At 62.6% G+C, this 22933-nt stretch carries 26 protein-coding genes; 14 read left to right on the top strand and 12 right to left on the bottom strand.

What is annotated here, in order from left to right; genetic code table 11:
- The first annotated feature begins 261 nt into the window (after positions 1 to 261).
- From HNQ71_RS13795 to HNQ71_RS13785, 3 genes are all read left to right on the top strand, one after another.
- Positions 262 to 1872, top strand: coding sequence for a phosphoenolpyruvate carboxykinase (locus HNQ71_RS13795; RefSeq protein WP_184873082.1), 1611 nt, complete (start codon positions 262 to 264; stop codon positions 1870 to 1872).
- Between the two features lie 91 nt (positions 1873 to 1963).
- The gene (gene arfB / locus HNQ71_RS13790) at positions 1964 to 2401 is read left to right on the top strand and encodes an alternative ribosome rescue aminoacyl-tRNA hydrolase ArfB (protein WP_184873081.1); all 438 of its coding nucleotides are present in this window, start codon (positions 1964 to 1966) and stop codon (positions 2399 to 2401) included.
- A 91-nt stretch (positions 2402 to 2492) separates the two neighbouring features.
- A complete protein-coding gene (locus HNQ71_RS13785; protein WP_184873080.1) occupies positions 2493 to 3146 on the top strand; it encodes an alpha-ketoglutarate-dependent dioxygenase AlkB family protein in 654 nt (217 codons plus the stop codon).
- A 37-nt stretch (positions 3147 to 3183) separates the two neighbouring features.
- On the opposite strand, the gene coaA is transcribed toward HNQ71_RS13785, so the two are convergent.
- The 9 genes from coaA to hisB all read right to left on the bottom strand — a co-directional run bounded on the left by coaA (position 3184) and on the right by hisB (position 8970).
- On the bottom strand, positions 3184 to 4143 hold the full coding sequence (gene coaA / locus HNQ71_RS13780; protein ID WP_184873079.1) for a type I pantothenate kinase: 960 nt from the start codon (positions 4141 to 4143) through the stop codon (positions 3184 to 3186).
- Between the two features lie 24 nt (positions 4144 to 4167).
- Entirely contained in the window at positions 4168 to 4491 is a 324-nt protein-coding gene (locus tag HNQ71_RS13775) for a phosphoribosyl-ATP diphosphatase (RefSeq protein WP_184873078.1), read from the bottom strand.
- Between the two features lie 72 nt (positions 4492 to 4563).
- A complete protein-coding gene (gene hisF / locus HNQ71_RS13770; protein ID WP_184873077.1) occupies positions 4564 to 5358 on the bottom strand; it encodes an imidazole glycerol phosphate synthase subunit HisF in 795 nt (264 codons plus the stop codon).
- Positions 5355 to 6191: an arginase family protein gene (locus HNQ71_RS13765; RefSeq protein ID WP_184873076.1), complete on the bottom strand. Its 837-nt coding sequence runs from the start codon at positions 6189 to 6191 to the stop codon at positions 5355 to 5357. Before HNQ71_RS13765 ends, hisF begins: the two co-directional genes overlap by 4 nt.
- On the bottom strand, positions 6188 to 6937 hold the full coding sequence (gene hisA, locus HNQ71_RS13760; RefSeq protein WP_184873075.1) for a 1-(5-phosphoribosyl)-5-[(5-phosphoribosylamino)methylideneamino]imidazole-4-carboxamide isomerase: 750 nt from the start codon (positions 6935 to 6937) through the stop codon (positions 6188 to 6190). Before hisA ends, HNQ71_RS13765 begins: the two co-directional genes overlap by 4 nt.
- Positions 6938 to 6940: 3 nt before the next feature.
- Entirely contained in the window at positions 6941 to 7231 is a 291-nt protein-coding gene (locus tag HNQ71_RS13755; RefSeq protein WP_184873074.1) for a DUF1330 domain-containing protein, read from the bottom strand.
- Positions 7232 to 7237: 6 nt separating this feature from the next.
- Positions 7238 to 7888 (bottom strand): imidazole glycerol phosphate synthase subunit HisH, encoded by a 651-nt coding sequence (hisH, locus tag HNQ71_RS13750; RefSeq protein WP_184873073.1) that lies wholly within the window; start codon positions 7886 to 7888, stop codon positions 7238 to 7240.
- 1 nt (position 7889) lies between these two features.
- Complete coding sequence (locus tag HNQ71_RS13745) at positions 7890 to 8366, bottom strand: DUF2628 domain-containing protein (protein ID WP_184873072.1); 477 nt, start codon at positions 8364 to 8366, stop codon at positions 7890 to 7892.
- Positions 8367 to 8370: 4 nt separating this feature from the next.
- A complete protein-coding gene (hisB, locus tag HNQ71_RS13740) occupies positions 8371 to 8970 on the bottom strand; it encodes an imidazoleglycerol-phosphate dehydratase HisB (RefSeq protein WP_184873071.1) in 600 nt (199 codons plus the stop codon).
- Between the two features lie 213 nt (positions 8971 to 9183).
- Here hisB and hslV point away from each other — a divergent pair, with 213 nt between their 5' ends.
- The 6 genes from hslV (at position 9184) to HNQ71_RS13710 (ending at position 14625) form a co-directional block, all read left to right on the top strand.
- The gene (gene hslV, locus HNQ71_RS13735) at positions 9184 to 9735 is read left to right on the top strand and encodes an ATP-dependent protease subunit HslV (RefSeq protein WP_184873070.1); all 552 of its coding nucleotides are present in this window, start codon (positions 9184 to 9186) and stop codon (positions 9733 to 9735) included.
- A 144-nt stretch (positions 9736 to 9879) separates the two neighbouring features.
- The gene (locus HNQ71_RS13730; RefSeq protein WP_343068164.1) at positions 9880 to 10356 is read left to right on the top strand and encodes a GNAT family N-acetyltransferase; all 477 of its coding nucleotides are present in this window, start codon (positions 9880 to 9882) and stop codon (positions 10354 to 10356) included.
- Complete coding sequence (locus tag HNQ71_RS13725; RefSeq protein WP_184873069.1) at positions 10353 to 11513, top strand: hypothetical protein; 1161 nt, start codon at positions 10353 to 10355, stop codon at positions 11511 to 11513. Before HNQ71_RS13730 ends, HNQ71_RS13725 begins: the two co-directional genes overlap by 4 nt.
- A gap of 49 nt (positions 11514 to 11562) precedes the next feature.
- Positions 11563 to 12162, top strand: coding sequence for a DUF2585 domain-containing protein (locus tag HNQ71_RS13720; protein ID WP_184873068.1), 600 nt, complete (start codon positions 11563 to 11565; stop codon positions 12160 to 12162).
- Between the two features lie 4 nt (positions 12163 to 12166).
- Complete coding sequence (gene hslU / locus HNQ71_RS13715) at positions 12167 to 13480, top strand: ATP-dependent protease ATPase subunit HslU (RefSeq protein WP_184873067.1); 1314 nt, start codon at positions 12167 to 12169, stop codon at positions 13478 to 13480.
- Between the two features lie 185 nt (positions 13481 to 13665).
- Positions 13666 to 14625, top strand: a complete 960-nt coding sequence (locus HNQ71_RS13710; RefSeq protein WP_184873066.1) for a DUF1402 family protein — start codon at positions 13666 to 13668, stop codon at positions 14623 to 14625.
- Between the two features lie 60 nt (positions 14626 to 14685).
- Here HNQ71_RS13710 and HNQ71_RS13705 read toward each other — a convergent pair whose 3' ends face one another.
- From HNQ71_RS13705 to HNQ71_RS13695, 3 genes are read right to left on the bottom strand one after another with little or no spacing between them, the layout of a single operon-like run.
- Positions 14686 to 15924 (bottom strand): NAD(P)/FAD-dependent oxidoreductase, encoded by a 1239-nt coding sequence (locus HNQ71_RS13705; protein WP_184873065.1) that lies wholly within the window; start codon positions 15922 to 15924, stop codon positions 14686 to 14688.
- Complete coding sequence (locus HNQ71_RS13700) at positions 15921 to 16235, bottom strand: MocE family 2Fe-2S type ferredoxin (RefSeq protein WP_184873064.1); 315 nt, start codon at positions 16233 to 16235, stop codon at positions 15921 to 15923. The genes HNQ71_RS13705 and HNQ71_RS13700 overlap by 4 nt, the downstream gene beginning before the upstream one ends.
- Positions 16236 to 16269: 34 nt before the next feature.
- Entirely contained in the window at positions 16270 to 17358 is a 1089-nt protein-coding gene (locus HNQ71_RS13695; protein WP_184873063.1) for a fatty acid desaturase family protein, read from the bottom strand.
- A 167-nt stretch (positions 17359 to 17525) separates the two neighbouring features.
- Here HNQ71_RS13695 and HNQ71_RS13690 point away from each other — a divergent pair, with 167 nt between their 5' ends.
- The 5 genes from HNQ71_RS13690 to iolG all read left to right on the top strand — a co-directional run bounded on the left by HNQ71_RS13690 (position 17526) and on the right by iolG (position 22915).
- A complete protein-coding gene (locus HNQ71_RS13690) occupies positions 17526 to 18557 on the top strand; it encodes a LacI family DNA-binding transcriptional regulator (protein ID WP_184873062.1) in 1032 nt (343 codons plus the stop codon).
- A gap of 364 nt (positions 18558 to 18921) precedes the next feature.
- Complete coding sequence (locus tag HNQ71_RS13685; protein ID WP_184873061.1) at positions 18922 to 19863, top strand: sugar ABC transporter substrate-binding protein; 942 nt, start codon at positions 18922 to 18924, stop codon at positions 19861 to 19863.
- 97 nt (positions 19864 to 19960) lie between these two features.
- Positions 19961 to 21037, top strand: a complete 1077-nt coding sequence (locus tag HNQ71_RS13680) for an ABC transporter permease (RefSeq protein ID WP_095083255.1) — start codon at positions 19961 to 19963, stop codon at positions 21035 to 21037.
- 2 nt (positions 21038 to 21039) lie between these two features.
- Positions 21040 to 21807, top strand: coding sequence for an ATP-binding cassette domain-containing protein (locus tag HNQ71_RS13675; RefSeq protein WP_184873060.1), 768 nt, complete (start codon positions 21040 to 21042; stop codon positions 21805 to 21807).
- A 112-nt stretch (positions 21808 to 21919) separates the two neighbouring features.
- Positions 21920 to 22915 carry an inositol 2-dehydrogenase gene (iolG, locus tag HNQ71_RS13670; protein ID WP_184873059.1) on the top strand — a complete coding sequence of 332 codons (996 nt, stop codon included), beginning with the start codon at positions 21920 to 21922 and terminating at the stop codon, positions 22913 to 22915.
- Positions 22916 to 22933 lie beyond the last annotated feature (18 nt).

The following is a 22933-nucleotide window of genomic DNA, read 5'->3' as shown; positions in this document are numbered from 1 at the left end:
TAGGCCTTGTCCGCTGTCACGCGCGGCATGCCGGCGGCCACAATCCTACCTCGATATGGATTGGACGAACGAACACCGCCAATCCTTTGGGCAACCACCAAACTTTTTGCACATATAAACGATTTAAACAACTTTCAAAATTTTTAAATCGATTAATGATTTGATATCATTTGGCTTTTCTGGTTCTGACGATCTCAGCCTGCTAGTGGGCATGCCGGATATGCGCCGGCAAAGATGCGGAAAATCGAAGAGGGACACTTGATGTCGGAAGTCGGAAAACGCAATTCTGCCTGTGCGATCGATCATATCGGCCTGAAAACCACCGGCGTGGTGCGCTATAATTTCGCCGCTGCCGCCCTCTACGAGGAATCGATCCGGCGCGGCGAAGCCCGGCTCACCGCACATGGCGCACTGGTTGCCGAGACCGGCCAGCACACCGGCCGCTCGCCCAAGGACAAGTTCGTCGTGCGCGACGGTGCCACCGAGCCGCATATCTGGTGGGACAACAACAAGGCGATCTCGCCGGCCCAGTTCGACCTTCTGCTTGCCGATTTCCAGGCCCACGCCGCGGACAAGGATCTCTACGTGCAGGATCTGGTCGGCGGCGCTGACGACGGGCTGAAGCTGCCGGCCAGGGTGGTTACCGAACTTGCCTGGCACTCGCTGTTCATCCGCAATCTGCTCATCCGCCCGGATGCCGCCGCGCTCGAGCATTTCGTGCCGGAGATGACCATCATCGACCTGCCCTCGTTCCGCGCCGATCCCGTCCGTCACGGCAGCCGCACCGAAACGGTGATCGCCGTCGACCTGACGCGCAAGATCGTGCTGATCGGCGGCACCTCCTATGCCGGCGAGATGAAGAAGTCGGTGTTCACCATGCTCAACTATCTGTTGCCGGCGAAGGGCGTCATGCCGATGCATTGCTCGGCCAATGAGGGTGCGGGCGGCGACGCCGCCGTCTTCTTCGGCCTGTCGGGCACCGGCAAGACGACGCTGTCGGCCGATCCGTCGCGCACGCTGATCGGCGACGACGAGCATGGCTGGGGACCGCAAGGCATTTTCAATTTCGAAGGCGGCTGCTATGCCAAGACGATCAAGCTGTCGGCGGAAGCCGAGCCGGAAATCTTCGCTACCACGCAGCGCTTCGGCACGGTGCTGGAAAACGTCGTGCTCGACGCCGACGGCATGCCGGATTTCAACGATGGAAGGCTAACCGAAAACACGCGCTGCGCCTATCCGCTGGATTTCATCCCCAATGCCAGCAAGACGGGACGCGCCAATCATCCGAAGAACATCATCATGCTGACCGCCGATGCCTTCGGCGTGATGCCGCCGATCGCCCGGCTGACCCCGGCGCAGGCAATGTACCATTTCCTGTCCGGCTACACCGCCAAGGTGGCCGGGACCGAAAAGGGCGTGACCGAACCCGAGGCGACGTTTTCGACCTGCTTCGGCGCGCCGTTCATGCCGCGTCATCCCTCGGAATACGGCAATTTGCTGCGCGAACTGATTGCCCGCCATGATGCCGACTGCTGGCTGGTCAACACCGGCTGGACCGGCGGCGCCTACGGCACCGGCAAGCGGATGCCGATCAAGGCAACGCGGGCGCTGCTTGCGGCGGCACTCGACGGCTCGCTTAAGGCGGCCGAGTTCCGCACCGACCCCCATTTCGGCTTCGAGGTGCCGGTGGCGGTTCGCGGCGTCGACAGCGCCATTCTCGACCCGCGGTCGACCTGGGCCGACAAGGCCGGTTACGACCGGCAGGCGGCAAGGCTGGTCGGCATGTTCGCCGTCAACTTCGAGAAATTCGAAAGCCATGTCGACGCGGTGGTGCTGGGTGCGGCGCCGCGCATGCAGGAAGCGGCGGAGTAGTCACTTCCTTGGGCTGAACCCAGCCGGTCGTTAAAGGGCCCGGTTTCGATCGGGCCTTTTCTTTTTCGATCCGCCGCGCCATGAGTGCGGCATGGCGAGCGACGACGACATCATTATTGCCGACGATGCGGTGATCCATCCGGGCGACCTGCACGAGGACTTCATCCGCTCGTCCGGTCCGGGCGGCCAGAACGTCAACAAGGTGGCGACGGCGGTGCAGTTGCGCTTCGACGCGGCCAACGCAACGGGCCTTTCGGAGCGCGTACGCGAGCGGACGATCAAGCTTGCCGGCCAGCGTGCCACCAAGGACGGCGTCATCGTCATCGAGGCAAGCCGCTTCCGCACGCAGGAACAGAACCGGGCGGACGCACGGGCAAGGCTCACGGCGCTGGTCGCCAAGGCCGCCGAGCCGCCACCGCCGCCACGCAAGAAGACGCGGCCGTCGAAGGGCGCGGTGGAGCGGCGGCTGAAGAGCAAGGCCGGACGCGGCACGATCAAGAAACTGCGCGGCCGGGTCGGCGACGACTGAGCCATCGGAAGCGTCTGCAGATGCGGTTTTCGGGTCGCTGCCAGTGACCCGTCATGGCATCATGTTTTCACACGACCAATGTGATCAGCCCATGCTCGTCCTGCCCAAAGGCGTCCGCCACATGCCGGCCTATCTGCCTCGCACCGTGCAGGAAGCGCTGGTCGAGGCGGTGAGAGGCATTGTGCAGCAGGCGCCGCTGTTCGTGCCGGCGATGCCGCGCACCGGCAAGGAGATGAGCGTGCGCATGACCAATTGCGGTCCGCTCGGCTGGGTCACCGACAAGGAAGGCGGCTACCGCTACCAGCCGACGCATCCGGTGACCGGATTGCCATGGCCGCCGATCCCGGACGCGCTGCTCGACCTGTGGCGGCAGCTATCGGGCTATCGGCACCCGCCGGAAGCCTGCCTGGTCAATTTCTACACGCCGGATGCAAAAATGGGCCTGCATCAGGACCGCGACGAGGCCGATTTTTCGGCACCGGTGGTTTCCGTTTCGCTGGGCGACGATTGCCTGTTCAGGGTCGGCCAGACGACACGGGAGGGCGGCACGAAGTCGTTCAGGCTGAAAAGCGGCGACGTCGTGGTGCTCGGCGGCGAAGGACGCCTCAGCTTTCACGGCGTCGACCGCATCTACCCCTCGACCTCGGCCCTGCTGAAAAATGGCGGGCGCATCAATCTGACTCTACGGCGGGTGACGAAACCAATCCCTGCCGCGACGAACGACGTCTCGGGAGAAGGCCGATAGGCCATTCCAGGAAAATTGACGCGCTGGGCGACCGTCGTCACAGCTTCCTGAGCGCCACTTCCTCGATCAGGTGATCGGCGCCCTTGCGCAGGATGAGGTCGGCGCGAGCCCGCGTCGGCAGGATGTTCTCACGCAAATTCTTCAGATTGATGTTGGTCCACAGGCCTTCGGCGATGGCGCGGGCCGAATCCTCCGAGAGCTGCGAATAGCGGTGAAAGAAGGAATCGGGATTGCGGAAGGCGGTCTCGCGCAGCCGCATGAAACGGGCGGTGTACCATTGATGGATCAGCTTCTCGTCGGCATCGATATAGATGGCGAAATCGAAGAAATCCGACAGGAAGGGCACGATCTTGCCGTCCTGCGGCAGCTTGCCGGGCTGCAGGACATTGATGCCTTCGAAGATCAGGATGTCGGGGCGGTCGATGGTGACGAACTCGCCGGGAATGACGTCATAGGTCAGGTGCGAATAGACCGGCGCGCGGACATTGGGCAGCGCCGACTTGATGCCCGACAGGAAGCGCAGCAGCGCGCCGACATCGTAGCTGTCGGGAAAACCCTTGCGCTCCATCAGGTTTTCGCGGCGCAGCACCTCGTTGGGCAGCAGGAAACCGTCAGTGGTGATGAGATCGACTTTGGGGCTCGACGGCCAGCGCGCCAGCAGCTCCTTCAACACACGCGCGGTGGTCGATTTGCCGACCGCGACGGAGCCGGCAATACCGATGATGAACGGCGTCTTGACCACGTCAACCGCGTTGAAGAAGGCCTGGCGTTGCCTGAACAGCAGCTGGCTCGCTTCGACATGCGCCGACAGAAGCCGCGACAGCGACAGATAGATGCGCTTGACCTCTTCGAGGTCGACCGGGTCGTTGAGCGAACGCAGGCGCCGGAATTCGTCCTCGGTCAGCGTCAGCGGCGTGTCGGCGCGGAACTGCGACCATTGCTCGGCGGAGAAGAAACGAAAGGGGGAATATTTCTCGGTCGGCGCGAGCTGATCCATCGAAATACCTGCCCTCCCTCGCGGTCAGCCCTTGGGCCGTGACGCCTTCTCGGCAATGCCCGAACGACCGGTGCGGCCTTCGAGTTCCCTGAGCACGTCGCTCAACGGAACCCCTGAGATGCCGAGAACGACCAGCCAATGATATATAAGATCGGCACTTTCCGAAACGAGGGCGTGCTTGTCGCCCTTGACGGCGGCAATCACTGTCTCGATCGCCTCTTCGCCGAGCTTCTGCGCCGCCTTGTCGATGCCGCGCGCAAACAGCTTTGCCGTCCAAGACTCCGGGTCTCCGGAATGGGCGCGTTCCCTGACGATGTTTTCCAGATCGGAGAGCGAAAACTCGGTCATGGGCGTTATCTATCTGCTTGTTTAAGCATGATCTTTTCCGAAAAACCGGTTCCCACTTTTCGGGCTCATGCTTTAGGTCCGATTGTTCGTGGAGTCCAGCCGCATCGGCAGCCCGGCCTGGGCCATATGCGCCTTGGCCTGCCCAATCGTGTAGGTGCCGAAATGAAAGATGGAGGCTGCCAGCACCGCGCCGGCATGACCGTCGCGGATGCCTTCGACCATGTGATCAAGCGTGCCGACGCCGCCGGAAGCGATGACCGGCGCGCGTACCGCGTCTGCAATCGCGCGGGTCAAGGCAATGTCGTAGCCGGCCTTGGTGCCGTCCCGGTCCATCGAGGTCAAAAGAATCTCGCCGGCGCCGCGATCGACCATCCGCTGGGCGAATTCGACAGCGTCGATGCCAGTCTTCTCGCGTCCGCCATGGGTGAAGATCTCCCAGCGGTCGGCTTCGCCGACGCCGGACACCTTCTTGGCGTCGATGGCGACGACGATGCACTGGTTGCCAAACTTGTCGGCGGCCTCGGCGACGAAATCCGGGTTCTTCACCGCCGCCGTGTTGATCGACACCTTGTCGGCGCCGGCCAAGAGCAGCTTTCTGATGTCGGCGACCTGGCGCACGCCGCCGCCGACGGTCAACGGCATGAAGCACTGTTCGGCGGTGCGGGCAACGACGTCGAAGATGGTCTCGCGATTGTCCGATGAAGCCGTGATGTCGAGGAAGCAGAGCTCGTCGGCACCGGCCGCGTCATAGGCCTTGGCCGCCTCGACCGGATCGCCGGCGTCGATGAGATCGACGAAGTTGACGCCCTTGACAACACGGCCGTTCTTGACGTCGAGGCAAGGGATGACACGGGCTTTCAGCATCACTTTCCCTCTATCGTGGCGATGAGATCGTTAAGCAGCTGACCGACCAGCGGTGGAACATCGCCCTGCGCATCGAAACCCGGATCGTAGGCGGAAACGGTGATGCCGACGACCGGCATCGCAAGCGCCATGACGCAAGCCGCGCCGCGCAATTGTTCCGGGTTCGGCCCGCCCGAACTGACATAGCGGTTGGCCTGCAGTTCCTTCGGATCGTGTACGTCCAGATCAAGATGCATGTGAATACGTTTGGCGCCGGCGGCCTTCAGTCTTTCGATCGCCTGGGCCACTCCAGGACATTCCGTTCGAAAGATCGGCAATGTCTCGAGAAGCTGTTTTTCAGCCGGATCGAGATCGCGCGCGTTGACGAGCACGCAACGTGACGGATCGATCGGCTGGAAGCCGGGAATGGCCGCCGTCATCGGACGCCAGCACAGGCCGAGCACGGTCGCCAGCGCCATGCCGTCGAGAAAGCCATAGACGGACGTCTCGGGGGTGTTGAGGTCGCCGTGCTGGTCGGCCCAGACGATCGCATCGGCACCTTCGCCGGCGACCGCGCCGGCGCTGGTCAGGCAATTTCCTGAAAGAACGATGGGAAAGCAGCCTCGGTCGCGAGCAAGGCGAACCTCGGCAGCGACCGCATTACAGACGGCAAAGCCGGTGGCGATCTCGCGCTCCTGGGCGTCTCCGACCCGGCCGATGTCTTCGACCTCAATCTCATGTCCGGCCATGGTCAGGGTCTCGACGAGCCCGCCCGATATCAACGCGTCGGGACCCTGGCCCATGCCGCCATGATAGTGGCCGCTGTCATAGGAGGCCAGGATGATGGAGATCTTCACCGCCGCGTCTCCACCGCCGGCCTGCCTCGCAGGATCGCCAGCGCCTCGGCCGGATCGATGCGGCCGTCATAGAGCGCGCGGCCGGAGATCGCGCCTTCGAGCTTTTGCGCATCGGGCATGGTCACGCGCACGATGTCGGCGATCGAGGCGAGCCCGCCTGACGCGATGACGGGGATCGACACGGCGTCGGCGAGGTCGATGGTGGCATCCCAGTTGATGCCGGTCAGCACGCCGTCGCGGTCGATGTCGGTGTAGATGATGGCGGCGACGCCGGCACCCTCGAATTTCTTCGCCAGTTCGATGACACCGAGGCTCGACGCTTCGGCCCAGCCCTCGACGGCCACCTTGCCGCCTTTGGCGTCGATACCGACGGCCACCTTGCCCGGGAACGCCTTGCAGGCCTGCTTGACCAGATCGGGATCGCGCACCGCCACCGTGCCGAGGATGACACGGGCGAGCCCGCGGTCGAGCCAGTCTTCGATCTGCTCCAGCGTGCGGATGCCGCCGCCGAGCTGGACCGGGTTCTTCGTCGCCTTGAGGATGGCCCCGACCGCCGCGCTGTTGACGCTCTGGCCCTTGAAGGCGCCATTGAGGTCGACGACATGCAGCCATTCGAAGCCCTGCTGCTCGAAGGCTTTTGCCTGGGCGGCCGGGTCATCGTTGTAGATGGTCGCGGTCGCCATGTCGCCGTGCTTCAGGCGCACGCACTGGCCGTCCTTGAGATCGATGGCTGGAAACAGGATCAATTTTCAGGCGCCTTCAACGATGACGAAATGGCCGGTCGAGGCGGCAAGCCGGAACTTCGAGGCGTGCTGATATTCCGGCGAATGATAGCATTCGACCGCCTTGTCGTAGGATTCGAACTCGACCAGCACATGACGGTTGCCGGTCGGTCCTTCAGGATTCTCGTAGCGACCGGCCCGCACCGGGAATTTTGCCCCGTATTTCGCAAAGGCCACCGCATTCGCCTCGATGTACTGCTTGTACACTTCGGGATCGCGGACATCGATCATCGCCATCCAATAGCCCTTCTTGCTCATGATCCTTCAAGGCCTCCAGCGCAGGAAATTGGTGATCAACGCCAGGCCCAGCGCCTGGCTCTTTTCGGGATGGAACTGCGTGCCGACGAGATTGTCGCGGGCGACGGTGGCCGTCACCGGGCCGCCATAGTCGGCAACCGCCAGAACCTCGTCGGACTTCTGCGCATCGAGATGGTAGGAATGCACGAAATACGCGTGCAGTCCGCTGTTTCCGGTCGGAATGCCCGCAAACAGTGGGTGTTGACGCTTGAGTTCGATCGTATTCCAGCCGATCTGCGGGATCTTCAGCGCCGGATCGGTCGGCATGATCTCCTTGACGTCGCCGGCGATCCAGCCAAAGCCGTGCGTCACGGTCTTTTCCAGGCCACGCTCGGACATCAGCTGCATGCCGACGCAGATGCCCAGAAAAGGCCGGCCCTTCCGAACCGCGACTTCCTCGACCGCTTCCCACATGCCGGCGACGGCGCGCAAGCCGGCCGCGCAGTCGGCATAGGCACCGACGCCCGGCAGGACGATGCGGTCGGCGGTGCGGACCCGTTCGGCGTCGGTGGTCAGGTCGATTTCAGCCGATATGCCTGCCTCACGCGCGGCGCGCTCGAAGGCCTTGGTGGCCGAGCGCAGATTGCCCGAGCCGTAATCGATGATCGCAACCCGCATGTCAGGGTCTTCCCGGAATGTGGGTCAGCCCCAGCGCCATGCCTGGCTGCGCCGGGCGCGCCAAGGTGGCATCCGGGACCATGCGCGGCGGCGGTACGGCTTGATCGGAAAATGCTTCCGCTTCCAACGCGTAGCGCCCGTCGGCATCGTCGAGCCGACCGGCCTCGACCACGCCCCATTCATGCCAGCCGCGGCGGCGAAGTGCTGCTATGCGCAGCCCCTGCCCCTCCAACCCGACATAGAGCGAAACCAGCAGCGACAGAAGCGAACCGGTCAGCCCAAGGCCGAGCTTTTGGCCAAGCAATGAAAGCAGGCCCGCGACGACGAAGGCGAGCGCGGCTTCGATCCACAGCCTATGCCAGGCGAACCAGAGCGGGGGCACCAGGAATCCGAGCCAGGTGAAGCCATCGCGGACAAAGGCCGTTGCGTCGACCTTCTCGCTGCGGCCGGGTGGTTCCATCACGACATAGATGGCCATGACCTTATCCCTTCAACGATCCCTTGGTGGAGGGAACCGCGTCCGGCTGGCGCGGGTCGCGTTCGAGCGCTGTGCGCAGCGCACGCGCCACCGCCTTGAAGCAGGTCTCGGCGATGTGGTGGTTGTTGGCGCCATAGTGGTTGGTGACGTGCAGCGTGATGCCGGCATTCTGCGCCAGCGCCTGGAAGAATTCACGCACCAGTTCGGTGTCGAACGTGCCGATCTTCGGCGACGAGAAGGAAACGTTCCAGACCAGGAACGGACGGCCGGACACGTCGATCGCCGCGCGCGTCAGCGTCTCGTCCATGGCAAGGTCGATCGAGGCATAGCGCATGATGCCGCGCCGATCGCCGAGAGCCTTGGCCAGCGCCTGGCCGAGCGCGATGCCGGTGTCTTCGACGGTGTGGTGGTCGTCGATGTGCAGATCGCCCTTGGCCCTGACCGTCATGTCGATCAGGGAATGGCGCGACAGCTGATCCAGCATATGGTCGAAGAAACCGACGCCGGTCGAAATGTCTGACTTGCCCGAGCCGTCAACATGGACCGATACGGCGATATCGGTTTCCTTGGTCTTGCGGCTTGCTTCGGCGGAACGGGGCGACATGACCTTGTCCTTGTCCCAGGGTTTGATGCGTTCCAAGCCTTCACCGGCTTGAAAACGAGAGCCTTCTAGCAGCATGATCCGGCGATTGCCAGTTGCCATCCGGGTCGCTATCGAGCCGTTTGCAATCACCGGGCCCATGCATACATATGGCCGATCAACTCACTCGTACCGCGCCAATCGCCTTTTTGGGATAGCGCGAATCGGAGCCAGGAAATGTCAAATGAACTGACCATGCACGCCACGACCATCGTGACGGTGCGTAAGGGCAACAAGGTGGTGATTGCCGGCGACGGCCAGGTCAGCCTTGGCCAGACCATCATGAAGGGCAATGCCAAGAAAGTGCGCCGCATCGGCAAGGGCGGCAACGTGATTGCCGGTTTCGCCGGCGCCACCGCCGACGCCTTCACGCTGCTGGAGCGGCTGGAAGCCAAGCTCGAACAATATCCCGACCAGCTGACGCGCGCCTGTGTAGAGCTCGCCAAGGACTGGCGCACCGACCGCTACCTGCGCCGGCTGGAGGCAATGATGCTGGTTGCCGACAAATCGATCTCGCTGGCGCTGACCGGGACCGGCGACGTGCTCGAGCCCGAACATGGCGTCATGGCCATCGGCTCCGGCGGCAATTACGCACTCGCCGCCGCACGCGCGCTGATGGACACCGACAAGGACGCCGAGGAGATCGCCCGCAAGGCGATGCAGATCGCGTCCGACATCTGCGTCTACACCAACAACAATTTTGTTGTCGAAACGCTGGATGCCGCTTGAGACGCCGGATGCCGCTTGCGCAAGCCGGCCGTGATCCCGAAAAGTGGAAACCGGTTTTCGGAGAAGATCTTGGCCAAACAAGAAGATAGAGCCTCATCCCGATCTCGTCGGGATGAATCGGGCTCGCTCTACGATTTTCGGCCGGTGACCGAGAAAGACCTGCCGATGATCGCCGGCTGGCTCGCCCAGCCGCATGTCGCGGAGTGGTGGGACGACCCCGAGACGGAAATCGCCGAGATTCGCGAGCATATCGACAGCATTTCCGTCGAGCCGCTGATCGTCGAACTCGACGGCAAGCCGATCGCCTACCTGCAGAGCTACGACCCGCATCTGGAGGACGACCACCCCTATGCCGACCAGCCGTTCGGCACGCTCGGCATCGACCTGTCGATCGGCCGGCCGGAGCTGATCGGCCTCGGCCACGGCTCGGCGATCCTGCGCCAATTCGTCGAGCAGCTGTTCGAGGAAGGCGTGCCGCGGGTCATCATCGACCCGCATCCGAACAATGCACCTGCGATCCGCGCTTATGAGAAAGCCGGCTTTGCCGCCTTTGACACCAGAACAACGCAATACGGGCCAGCCCTGATGATGGCGCGCGATGCACCGCAGGAGGCCAGTTGATCAGCGCTGAAACACTCGACAAGGCAGTCGCAGCAGGTCTGATCTCGCAAATCACGCGGGATCAGCTGGAGGTCATGGAGCGCGCGGTCGCTCTCGCCCCCGAGGCTAGGCGCGCCGATGACGAGGGTGACGAGGAAAACCTGCGGCTGGTCGGCGGCGGCAATGATCTGTTCGTCACGGTGGGAACCGTTCTGCTCAGCGCCGGCTTCTTCTTTGTACTCACCACCTTGCTTCCAGGCCAGACATTCTGGATCGCTGGCATCCTCGCGGTTTTCGCCTGGGGGCTCGCCGAAATTGTCACGCGTCAGCACCGGATGAAGTTATCGTCGTCCGTGCTTGCCGTGATTTTCATGGCCGCCACTCTGGTCGTTCTGGCGCTACAGGTGGAGGCCAGCTTCGGCATACGCAAGCCAGAGACTATCTGGCAGCTATTGGCGTTGCGCCAGACGGCGTCCCGGGCCGGGTATCTGTTCCTGGGCGGAGGAATAATCGCGGCGGCGATCTATTTCTGGCGCTTTCGCGTCCCCATCATTGCCGGGGTTATCGCGATCGCCTTCACACTGCTTGCCTTCTTGCAAACGGCGATAATCCTGTATGACAGTGTGACAACGGGCGCGATTGCGCCGCCGCGCCTTGAGGATGTTCCCGAATTGCTCCGCGCGGCACTTTACATGCCGCTGATCTGCGGCCTGATCGTGTTCGCAACGGGTGTAGCTTTTGACATTTACGATAGGGATCGACGCAAGATCTGGTCCGATTGCGCTTTCTGGCTGCATGTCGTCTCGGCGCCCATGCTGGTGCATCCGCTCTTTATCATGGCAACCGGCCAGAACGTCGTATTCGGACATATCGCGCCGGACGCCAATGCAACCATTATGCTGACGATCCTGATCCTTGGCTTCCTCTATGTCGCGCTCGCCATAGACCGCCGTTCGCTTCTGGTTCCTACGTTGGCTTACTTCGGCTCGCTGGGCATCTATTATCTGGTGAATTCCGCCTCCGATTCGACGGGCATACCGCCTTTTGCCTTGATCCTGGTCGTTGTCGGCGCGCTGATTATTCTGTTCGGGGCTGGCTGGCAGCGTATCCGGCGCATTGTCGTCAAACCCACCTTGCCGGCGGCCGTGATCCGGCGGCTACCGCCGCTGAAGGCGTGACGGGCTTTGTGATGGTCGAGACGGCGACGCGGAAGAGAGGCAATAGGGCATGAACGCATCGGGCGACGACAACAGCTACTCGGCCTATGAAGACAGCTGGCGAATGGGGCTGCTGCTTGTCCTGGCCCTGCTCATCTTCCAGGCCGGAGCCCTTTACGGCATGGGTCATCCGCCGATCTGCACCTGCGGTTACATCAAGCTCTGGCACGGCGTGGTGAACAGTTCCGAGAACTCCCAGCACATTTCGGACTGGTACACGTTCTCGCACATCATCCACGGGTTCCTGTTCTACGCGCTGGCACGGTTCCTGTTTCCGCGTTCGCCGATCGGCTTGAGGCTGGCGTTCGCGGTCCTCATCGAAGGCGGCTGGGAGTTGCTGGAAAACAGCCCGTTCATCATCGAGCGCTACCGCGCCGGCACGATCTCGCTCAACTATTACGGCGACAGCATCATCAATTCGGTGTCGGACACACTGGCCATGGTGCTGGGATTTGTGATGGCGCGAAGGCTACCTATATGGGTGATCGTCAGCCTCGCCATCATCTTCGAACTCGGTACCGGCTATCTCATCCGGGACAATCTGACACTCAACGTGATCATGCTGCTGCATCCGTTCGAGGCCATCAAGCAGTGGCAAAGTGGAATTTAGTGATATGAGCACATTCTCTCCCCGCGAAATCGTTTCGGAACTCGACCGCTTCATCATCGGCCAGAAGGACGCCAAGCGCGCCGTGGCCATCGCCTTGCGCAATCGCTGGCGCCGCCAGCAGCTGGAAGGCCAGATGCGCGAAGAGGTGATGCCGAAGAACATCCTGATGATCGGGCCGACGGGCGTCGGCAAGACCGAGATTTCACGCAGACTGGCGCGCCTTGCCGGGGCGCCTTTCGTCAAGGTCGAGGCGACCAAGTTCACCGAAGTCGGCTATGTCGGCCGCGATGTCGAACAGATCATCCGCGACCTGGTCGAGATCGCCATCGGCCTGGTGCGCGAGAAGATGCGCGAGGACGTCAAGGCACGCGCCCATATCAACGCCGAGGAACGCGTGCTGGAGGCGCTGGTCGGCAAGACGGCGAGCCCGGCCACGCGCGATAGCTTCCGCAAGAAATTGCGCGACGGCGAACTCGACGACAAGGAGATCGAGATCGAAGTGGCCGACACCGGCAATGGCGGCATGCCCGGCTTCGAAATCCCCGGCATGCCGGGCGCCAATATCGGCGTGCTGAATATCAACGACATGCTGTCGAAGGCGATGGGCGGCAAGAAGACCAAGACGCGCAAGACGACGGTCAAGGAGTCCTACGCGCTTCTGGTCGGCGACGAGTCCGACAAGCTGCTCGACCAGGAGGTGGTGGTGCGCCGGGCGCTGGATGCGACCGAGAATGACGGCATCGTCTTTCTCGACGAGATCGACAAGATCGCGTCGCGTGAAGGCGGCATGGGCGCCGGCGTTTCCCGCGAAGGCGTGCAGCGCGACCTGCTGCCGCTGATCGAAGGCACCACGGTGGCGACCAAATATGGGCCGTTGAAGACCGACCACATCCTGTTCATCGCCTCCGGGGCGTTCCATGTCTCGAAGCCGTCGGACCTGTTGCCGGAATTGCAGGGCCGCCTGCCGATTCGGGTCGAACTGCGGGCGCTGGAGAAGGACGATTTCGTCCGCATCCTGACCGAGACCGAAGCCAGCCTGATCAAACAGTATATCGCGCTGATGAAGACCGAGGGCGTCGACCTGACCTTCACCGATGACGCCATCGATTCGCTGGCCGGCATAGCCGTCGACCTCAATGACAGCGTCGAGAATATCGGCGCCAGGCGGCTGCAGACGGTGATGGAGCGGGTGCTGGACGAGATCTCCTATGACGCGCCCGACCGCAACGGCACTGCGGTCACCATCGACGCCGCCTATGTGGAAAAGCATGTCGGCGACCTCTCCAGAAACACAGATTTGTCGCGATTCATCCTTTAAAGGACGGCGCCGGGTCATCCCGGCGCCGGCTTCTTCAAAGTGACGCAACACAGTCCGGCAAACAGAATCATGTGTGGCCAGATGGCACCATCTGGCCACCTTTCGTCTTGCCGGCGGATGGGGCGCTCTCGACTCGACCAAGAGCACTACCTAGTTTGCGCGGCAATATCTGCAGGCGGCGGCGCATGAAAAAACTGATCCTGGTCATTCTCGGCTTGACGCTGGCGGCGACGCTGTTCGCCGCCGATGCGGCGACATTGGTGCCGCCGGGAAACCGCAATGCCGAGCAGCCGGATATTCCTGGCGCTTCGAGCCGGCGCACGCAGGCCACCAACACCACCTTCCAGGCAAAGTACCGCAAGGTCTACGCCTTGCTGCAGAACGACGCCGACCTGCGCGGCAAGATCAAGAAGGCCGCCGCCGCCTACGGCATCGATCCCCTGCACATTGTCGGCGCCATCGTCGGTGAGCACACCTACAATGTCGACGCCTACGACCGGCTGCAGACCTACTACGTCAAGGCGATTTCCTATCTCTCCAGCAAGCTGTCCTTCGCCTATGACGGCGAAGACATCACCGATTTCGTGCAGCGGCCGGAATTCAAGAAATGCGCTGGGGTGTCGGACAGCTATGATCTGTGGGAATGCCGCGAGCAGGTGTGGAACCATTCGTTTCGCGGCAGAAGCGTCGGTGGCGAGAGCTTCCCCGACAACCGTTTCGGCGCCACCTTTTTCCAGCCCTATTATGCCGGCCAGACTTTCGGCCTCGGCCAGCTCAACCCGCTGACAGCCTTGCAGATGAGCGATCTCGTGCACAAGGTTTCGGGCCTGCCGAAGCTCGACGTCGCCGATCCCAACTCGGTCTACAAGACCATCATGGATCCCGACCTGACGCTGCCTTACGTCGCGGCGACGATCCGGAAATCGATCGACGCCTACAAGAACATTGCCGGCTTCGACATTTCGGGAAATCCCGGGCTCACCGCCACGCTCTACAATGTCGGCAATCCGGAGCAGCGCGCCGACGCGCTGAAGACGGAGAACGACAAGCGCCGCGCCGCCGGCGAGCCGGAAAAGCTACCCGAGGAGAATTATTACGGCTGGCTGGTCAACGACAAGCTGCCGGAGCTGAAGGCGCTTTTCTAGGATGCATTGCGGTTTCAGGCTTTTGAGCCGGAACCGACGTCGTCCCACTTTCGGCTTTCGCTACGCCGCCAGCAACGACTTCAGCTTGATGGCCTGCGAGCCGAGTGCTTCCCGTGCCGGCTTCGCCCGCTTGCCGATCAGCATTTCGGCGAGCCTGATGTCGCGGGCGACCGCATTGCCGGGACCGATGCCGCTGGCCGCCACCAGTCTGCCGTCTTCAGCCAGATGGAAGAGAATGAAGGCGCCGTCGCCGAGATCGCGGCGCACGACGCTGCGGCCTTCGTCGGAAAGCCCGGCGATCTGCAGGGACAAGCCATACTGATCCGACCAGAACCACGGCACCGCGGCATGCGCCTCGCCGGCCCCCAACATGTTCCTGGCCGCCAGCGCGCCCTGCTCCTGGGCGTTGCGCCAGGCTTCCAGCCGCACCCGGCGGCCGCCATAGACTGCAAGCGGAAACGAGCAGCAATCGCCGGCGGCGAAGATGTCGGGATCGCTGCTGCGCAGCTGCGCATCGACAGCAATGCCGTTGTCGATCGTCAACCCGGCTTCGGCTGCCAGCCCGGTCACCGGCACGGCGCCAATGCCGATGATCGCGAGGTCGGCTGCGATCTGCTGTCCGCCGGCAAGCGCGATGCACACCTCCTTGCCGTCGTCGGCAACAGACGCGATCCCGTCGCCGCACAAGATTCTCACGCCCTCGGCAACATGAGCAGCATGAATGATTCCGGCGATCTCGGCCGGCACGCCACGCATCAGGATGCGTGGCTGCGCCTCGATGACGGTGACCGAAGCGCCGAGCTTGCGGGCCGCGGCGGCGAGCTCGAGGCCGATGAAGCCGCCGCCGACAATGGCGATACGGTTGCCGGCACTGAGATGGGCGCGAATGGCCAACGCATCGGCGAAGGTGCGGAGATAGACGCAGCGCGAACCCAATCCCGGCATCGGCAGCTTGCGCGGGGTCGAACCGGTTGCCAGCAAGAGCTTGTCGTAAGGCAGGACTGAACCGTCTGACAGACGCACCATATGCGCAGCACGATCGATCGCCACGGCCTGGACGGAATGGATATGGCGGATCGACTTTTCAGCCAGCAACACATCACTGGCGATCGCCTTGATTTCGGGCGCCTCGCTGGCCATCGCCTCCTTGGACAGAGGCGGGCGTTCGTAGGGCAGATGCGGCTCGTCGCCGACCAGCGTCACCGGCCCCTCATAGCCGAGATCGCGCAGGGCCAAGGCTGCCCGGCCGCCGCATTCTCCGGCCCCGATGATGACCATCCCTCGCGTCATAGCGGTCATCCGACCTGGATGAGGACTTTGCCGGCGTCGACCCTGACCGGATAGGTCCTGAGGTTGACGCAGACCGGCGCGCCGCGGGCGTCCCCGGTCTTGTAGTTGAAGCGGCCATTGTGCTTGGGGCATTCGATGATGTCGTCCATCACCAGGCCATCGGCGAGATGCACCTTTTCGTGGGTGCAGAGGCCGTCGGTAGCGAAATAGTCATCGTCCGGGCTGCGATAGATGGCGAAGGTGCGGCCGCCATGATCGAAGCGCATCACATCCTCTTCATCGATGTCACCGGCGGCACAGGCCTCGACCCAGTCGCTCATTCAGTCCTCCCGTGGAAATCGGATAGCCGCACGATCACTCAGCCGCCGCGACGGCATCGTTGTGGAATTCCTCGCGATATGGCCTGGCGGTGGGCGGCAGCTCGCGCTTGAGGAAATAGTCTTCGTTGCGCAATTGGCGCAGGAAGGCCGGGATCATCTCGCGATAGCCGGCCAGGATCGACGGCGTCGGCGCCGGCAAATCGTGCTTGACCAATTCATGCAGCTTCGGCAGCGCGTGATAGGGCACCATCGGGAACATGTGATGCTCGACATGGTAGTTCATGTTCCAATAGATGAATCGGCTGATCTGGTTCATGTAGACGGTGCGGCTGTTGAGGCGGTGGTCGGTGACGTTGTCGGCTAGGCCGCCATGCTGCAGCAGCCCGACCATGACATGATGCCAGGCGCCGTAGAGCCTGGGCAGGCCGACCAGCATCAGGGGCAGGAACGAACCGGTATAGAGCGCCAGTGCGATGGTGGCGGCATAGATCGCCGTCCAGATGCGGGCGAAGCGGATTGCCCTTGGCTGCTCCTGCTCGGGAATGAAGGTCTTTTCGGCCGCGCTGATGTTGCCGGCCGCGTTGCGCAGCATGTCGCTCATTGCATGCCAGGCATCGAGCACACCGACAAAGGCAAGGACGACGCGAACCAGGTCCGGTGGCCGCATGACCGAGATTTCCGGATCGCGGCCGACGATGATGGTGTCGGTGTGGTGGCGCGTGTGGCTCCAGCGCCAGGTCACCGGATTGCGCATGATCATGAAGCAGGCGATCTGATAGATCACATCATTCATCCACTGCGTACGGAAAGCGGTGCCGTGGCCGCATTCATGCCAGCGTGAATCGGTGGATGAGCCGTAGAGCACGCCGTAGACGAAGAAGAACGGCACGCACCACCACGTGCCCCAGAACCAGGCGGCGCCGGCGCCGCTGAGGATCAGGGCGGCGAGCCAGATGATGGTATCGCGGATCGCCGGTCCGTCGGAGCGCTGCATCAGCTCCTTCATCTGCTTGCGCGGGATGTCGGTGTGATACCACTCGGCCGCAGACAGGCCGGTCTCGACGGCGAGCTTGGCGTCGCGGCCGATCAGGCTGTAGTCACGCCGGGACGGCGTTGTGGACATGATTGCCTCCCACGGCAAAGACATTCGCCAGGCGAATGCCCGATATCCATTGGCTTCGAGGGCTGAAAATAACGCCAACGCATGATAGACTCAACATCACAAAGATAGTTTCTATCATTTCCTATCAGAATGATGTAAGACGGGCGAGGCAACCCGATGAGGCAAGCATGGCAAAACGGCCGACCATCACCGACCTGGCGCGCATCTCCGGTGTCAGCGTTGCCACGGTAGACCGTGTGCTCAACAGCCGGCTGCCGGTTCGCGAGGACACGGCACGCCGCGTCTACGAGGCGGCAACCGAGATCGGCTATCACGCGGCCGGCCTGATCAAGCAGCGGATGCGCCATGAATTGCCGGAGTACCGGCTGGGCTTCCTGCTGCTCAAGGGCAATTATGTCTTCTACAGCGAGTTCGCCCGCGAGCTTGAACTCGCCGTGTCGCGATCGCCGCGTTTCCGCGGTGTCGCCATCATCGACTTCGCGGACTCGCTGGCCCCCGACGAAATCGTCGAGCGAGCGCGCAGGCTGGCGGCCAAATGCAGGGCCGTCGCCTTGGTCGGCCCGGATCACCCGACGCTGACGGTCGCCGTCGAGGAGATGAAGGCGAAAGGGCTGCCGGTGTTTTCCCTGCTGTCCGACTTCGCCGCCGGCATTCGCGAAGGCTATGTCGGCCTCGACAACCGCAAGGTCGGCCGCACCGCCGCCTGGATGATTTCGAAGGCCGCCAAACGGCCGGGCAAGGTCGCGCTCTTCGTCGGCAGCCATCGCTTCCATGGCCATGAGCTGCGCGAGATCGGCTTTCGCTCCTTCTTTCGCGAGCAGGCGCCGGAATTCATCTTGCTTGAGACATTGGTCAATCTGGAAGCAAACCAGATCACGCAGGACACGCTGCTCGACCTCCTCGGCCAGCACCCCGATCTCGTCGGCTGTTATGTCGCCGGCGGCGGCATGGAAGGCGCAGTCTCCGCGCTCAGGCAAGCAAAGCCCGCCGAAATGCCCGCGGTTATTTGCAACGAGATCACAGCCATATCGCGCTCCGCCTTGGCGGACGGTGTCCTGACGATGGTGATCTCGACGCCGCTGGCGGCACTTTGCCGCGAACTGGTCGACCTGATGGCACATGCCCTCGAAACAGGTGCGGCGAACGCGCCAGGCCAGACCTTCCTGCCGTTCGATATCTATCTGCCGGAAAATATCTAGCGCTGTCGACCTTCAAGATTGCCTGAGAAACCTGAACTTCGTCTTCCCAGGGCCGAGCAGGAGGGAAGCAGCGTCGCGGAGTCCCCGGGATGACGAAGTGATCGGTGCCCGTCATCCGAAAATCGCGCATCCGGTTTTGGAATCTCCCTTGACGCCCGGAGGCAAAATGGAATAAATATTTCACCAGCTATATATTTTGGTTCTTTCGTTCCGGAACATCTGTTTCAAACAGAAGGTTTGACGTTCCAGCAATCGGGAAACGTCGCCCGGGACAGAAATGACAATCGGGAGAGATTCCCCGGGGAGATCGGGGATTCCGGATAGATCGGTGCAACCGGACACCAATATGTGGAGGAGAAACACAATGAAGAAACTGATTTTGGGCGTCGCTTTCGCGGCGCTGATGAGTTCATCCGCCATGGCCGCCAAGGTCGGCGTATCGATGGCCAAGTTCGACGACAACTTCCTGACCGTGCTGCGCAACGGCATGATCGAGCAGGCCAAGGGCATGAGCGGCGTGGAGTTGCAGGTCGAGGACGCGCAGAACGACGTCGCCAAGCAGCTTGACCAGATCAAGAACTTCGCCGCCTCTGGCGTCGACGCGATCATCGTCAACCCGGTCGACACCTCGGCCACGCAGGCCATGTCGGACGCCGCGGCTGCCGCCAAGATCCCGCTGGTCTACGTCAACCGCGAACCGGTCAATGTCGACAAGCTGCCGGAAAACCAGGCCTTCGTCGCTTCGAACGAGGCCGATTCCGGCACGCTCGAGACCAAGGAAGTCTGCCGCCTGTTCAAGGAAGCCGGCAAGAAGGAAGCCAATGTCTATGTGATCATGGGCGAGCTGTCCAACCAGGCCGCCGTGCAGCGCACCAAGGATATTGAAGAGGTGATCGCCACGCCGGATTGCAGCTTCATCAAGATCATCGACAAGCAGACGTCGAACTGGAACCGCGACGAGGCCCAGAACCTGATGACCAACTGGCTGTCGACCGGCAAGCCGTTCGATGGCGTCATCGCCAACAATGACGAAAGCGCCATCGGCGCCATCCAGGCGATGAAGGCCGCCAACATCGACATGAAGGCGGTCGTGGTCGGCGGCGTCGACGCCACCCAGGACGCGCTTGCCGCGATGCAGGCCGGCGACCTTGACGCAACCGTGTTCCAGGACGCGGCCGGCCAAGGCGCGGGCGCGCTGGACGCGGCGTTGAAACTGTCCAAGGGCGAGAAGGTCGAACACAAGGTCTACGTCCCCTTCCAGCTGGTGACGCCGGCGAACATCGACAAGTTCCTGAAGAAGAACTGAGCAACGGGCATACGGAGCGGCGCTTCAGCGCCGCTCCCCTTCCCTCAGCGCCGGCAAGGCAGCGAGGGGCGACCGTGGCTGACGGAGGATAGAAGATTTGGCACAGACATCTCATGGCGTCGGCGGGGTCGGCTACGACGCGAAGAAGCGCGCGTGGCCTGCCGAAATCAACGTTTTCCTGGCGCTTGTCATCCTCGTCGTCGTCTTCGAACTGATCGGCCGGATCTTTCTCGGCGACAGCTTCCTGTTCAACACCCGCAGCGACGTCAGCGGGATCTTCAACGAGGCGCGCCTGCAGATCATCATCCTGCAGGTGTCGATCGTCGGCATCATCGCCATCGGCGTGACGCAAGTGATCATCACCGGCGGCATCGACCTGTCCTCGGGTTCGATCGTCGGCGCGACAGCCATGATCGCCATGAGTTTTGCCCAGGTGGCGACCGTCAATGGCAACCCCAACCCCAAGGCGATGTTCCTCGCGCAAGGCTGGACCGACCTGCCTGTCATCGTGCCGCTGCTGGTCGCGATCAGCTGCGGGCTGTTCGCCGGCCTGGTCAACGGCGCCTTGATTGCCTACACGCGCATTCCGCCTTTCATCGCCACGCTCGGCATGATGGTGACGGCGCGCGGCATCGCCAAATGGTGGTCCAAGGGACAGCCGATCTCGTTTCCCACCGACAGTTTCGCTGCAATCGGCAAAGGCCTGATGCCGGTCATCATCTTCCTGTCGCTGGCGGTGCTGTTCCAGCTGATCATGACCTACACGAGATATGGAAAGCACTGTTACGCGATCGGCTCCAACGAGGACGCCGCGCGCATGTCCGGCATCAAGATCGCCAACCACAAGATCCTTGTCTACGTCATCGCCGGCGTGCTCGCCGCGCTCGCCGCCGTGGTGCTGAGTTCCAAGAACCTCACCGCGCAGTCGGGCATGGGCGTGATGTACGAACTCGACGCGATCGCCATGGCGGTCATCGGCGGCGTCTCCTTGTCGGGCGGCCGCGGCTCGATCGTCGGCACGGTGATCGGCTCGCTGATCTTCGGCGTCATTATCTCCGGCTTCACCTTCCTGCGCCTCGACGCCTACTACCAGGAGATGGTCAAGGGCGTGATCATCGTCGGCGCAGTCGTTCTCGACCAATGGCGTCAACGCCTTAGGGCAATGAGGGCTTGATCATGGCAGACATCGTCCTGAAGACCGAAAACCTGACCAAGCACTATGGCGGCGTGCATGCGCTGGAAGGCGCGAACTTCGAGCTGCGCAAGGGCGAACACGTCGCCATCATGGGCGACAACGGCGCTGGTAAATCGACCTTCGTGCGCCAGATCACTGCCGTCGAGCAACGCACCGACGGCAAGATCTGGTTCGACGGCAAGGAAGTGAACTTCACCGGGCCGATCGCGGCGCGCGAGGCGGGCATCGAGACGGTGTTCCAGAACCTGGCGCTGGCCGACGACCTCGACGTGCCGTCGAACCTGTTCCTCGGCCGCGAAAAGGTGCTGTTCAATCTCGGACCGTTCTCGATCCTGGACCGCAAATACATGCGCAAGGCGACCGAGGCCGCACTTGTCCGTACCGCGGTGAAAATCCCCAATCTGTCCAACACCATCCGCCACATGTCGGGCGGCCAGCGCCAGTGCGTGGCGATCGCCCGAACCGCGACCTTCGCCTCCAAGTTGATCATCATGGATGAGCCGACGGCAGCCCTCGGCGTGCAGGAGACCGCACAGGTCGAAAACATCATCCGCACGCTGAAGGACAATGGCGAGCCGCTGATCCTGATCAGCCACAACATGCGCCAGGTGTTCGACCTTTGCGACCGCATCGTCGTCTTCCGCCGCGGCCGCATCGTCGCCAACCTGCGCAAGCAAGACACCGACGGAAACGATATCGTCTCCTACATCACCGGCGCCAAGACCGGAGAGGCGGAACTCGCGGCCTAGGGCCGGGCAAGGAGGCGGTGGTCACCGCCTCCCTGTCGATGTCGTCTTGACCGGAACATCACCCGCGCCCATGACCGGCGCCCTGCTTCGAACCATCCTCAAAGGACATTCCATGGTACTCCGCTTCGCCCTCCTCGGTGCCGGCCGCATCGGCAAGGTCCACGCCCGCGCCGTCGGCTCCAACCCGCAGGCCAAACTGGTCGCCGTGGCCGACGCCTTCGAGAAGGCGGCGACCGAGCTGGCGACCGCCTATGGCGCCGAAGTGCGCAGCATCGACGACATCGAAAAATCCAAGGACATCTACGCCGTCGTCATCTGCACGCCGACCGACACCCATGCCGATTTGATCGAGCGTTTCGCCAAGGCCGGCAAGGCGATCTTCTGCGAGAAGCCGATCGACCTCGACGTCAAGCGCGTCGAGAAGTGCCTGGCCGTGGTCGAGAAGGCCAAGGCGACGCTGATGGTAGGCTTCAACAGGCGCTTCGATCCACATTTCGCCGCCGTGCGCAAGGCGATCGACGACGGCGCCATCGGCGCCGTCGAGATGGTGACCATCACCTCGCGTGACCCAGGTGCGCCGCCGATCGACTACATCAAGCGCTCCGGCGGCATTTTCCGCGATATGACCATCCATGATTTCGACATGGCGCGCTTCCTGCTCGGCGAGGAGCCGGTGGCGGTGAGCGCGCACGCCTCGGTGCTGGTCGACAAGAAGATCGGCGCCGCCGGCGATTTCGACAGCGTCAGCGTCATCCTGGAGACCGCTTCCGGCAAGCAGGCGGTCATCTCCAACTCTCGCCGAGCCACCTATGGCTATGACCAGCGCATCGAGGTGCATGGCTCGAAAGGCATGATCGCGGCCGAGAACCAGCGTCCGGTGTCGATCGAGCTGGCCAACGAGAAGGGTTATACGCGCCCGCCGCTGCACGACTTCTTCATGACCCGCTACCTCGACGCCTATGCCAACGAAATCGCCTCGTTCATCGCCGCCACGACGTCAGGCAAGAAGGCGGCGCCGAGCGGCGCTGACGGCCTCGTGGCGCTGAAGCTGGCGGATGCGGCGCTGAAGTCGGCCACATCGGGCAAGACCGTCCGTCTCGACAAGTAAGAACCGGAATCTGGGTCC

It is taken from the genome of Mesorhizobium sangaii, assembly GCF_014207355.1.
Lineage (GTDB): Bacteria > Pseudomonadota > Alphaproteobacteria > Rhizobiales > Rhizobiaceae > Mesorhizobium > Mesorhizobium sangaii.
This window is presented reverse-complemented; position numbering and strand designations above follow the sequence as displayed.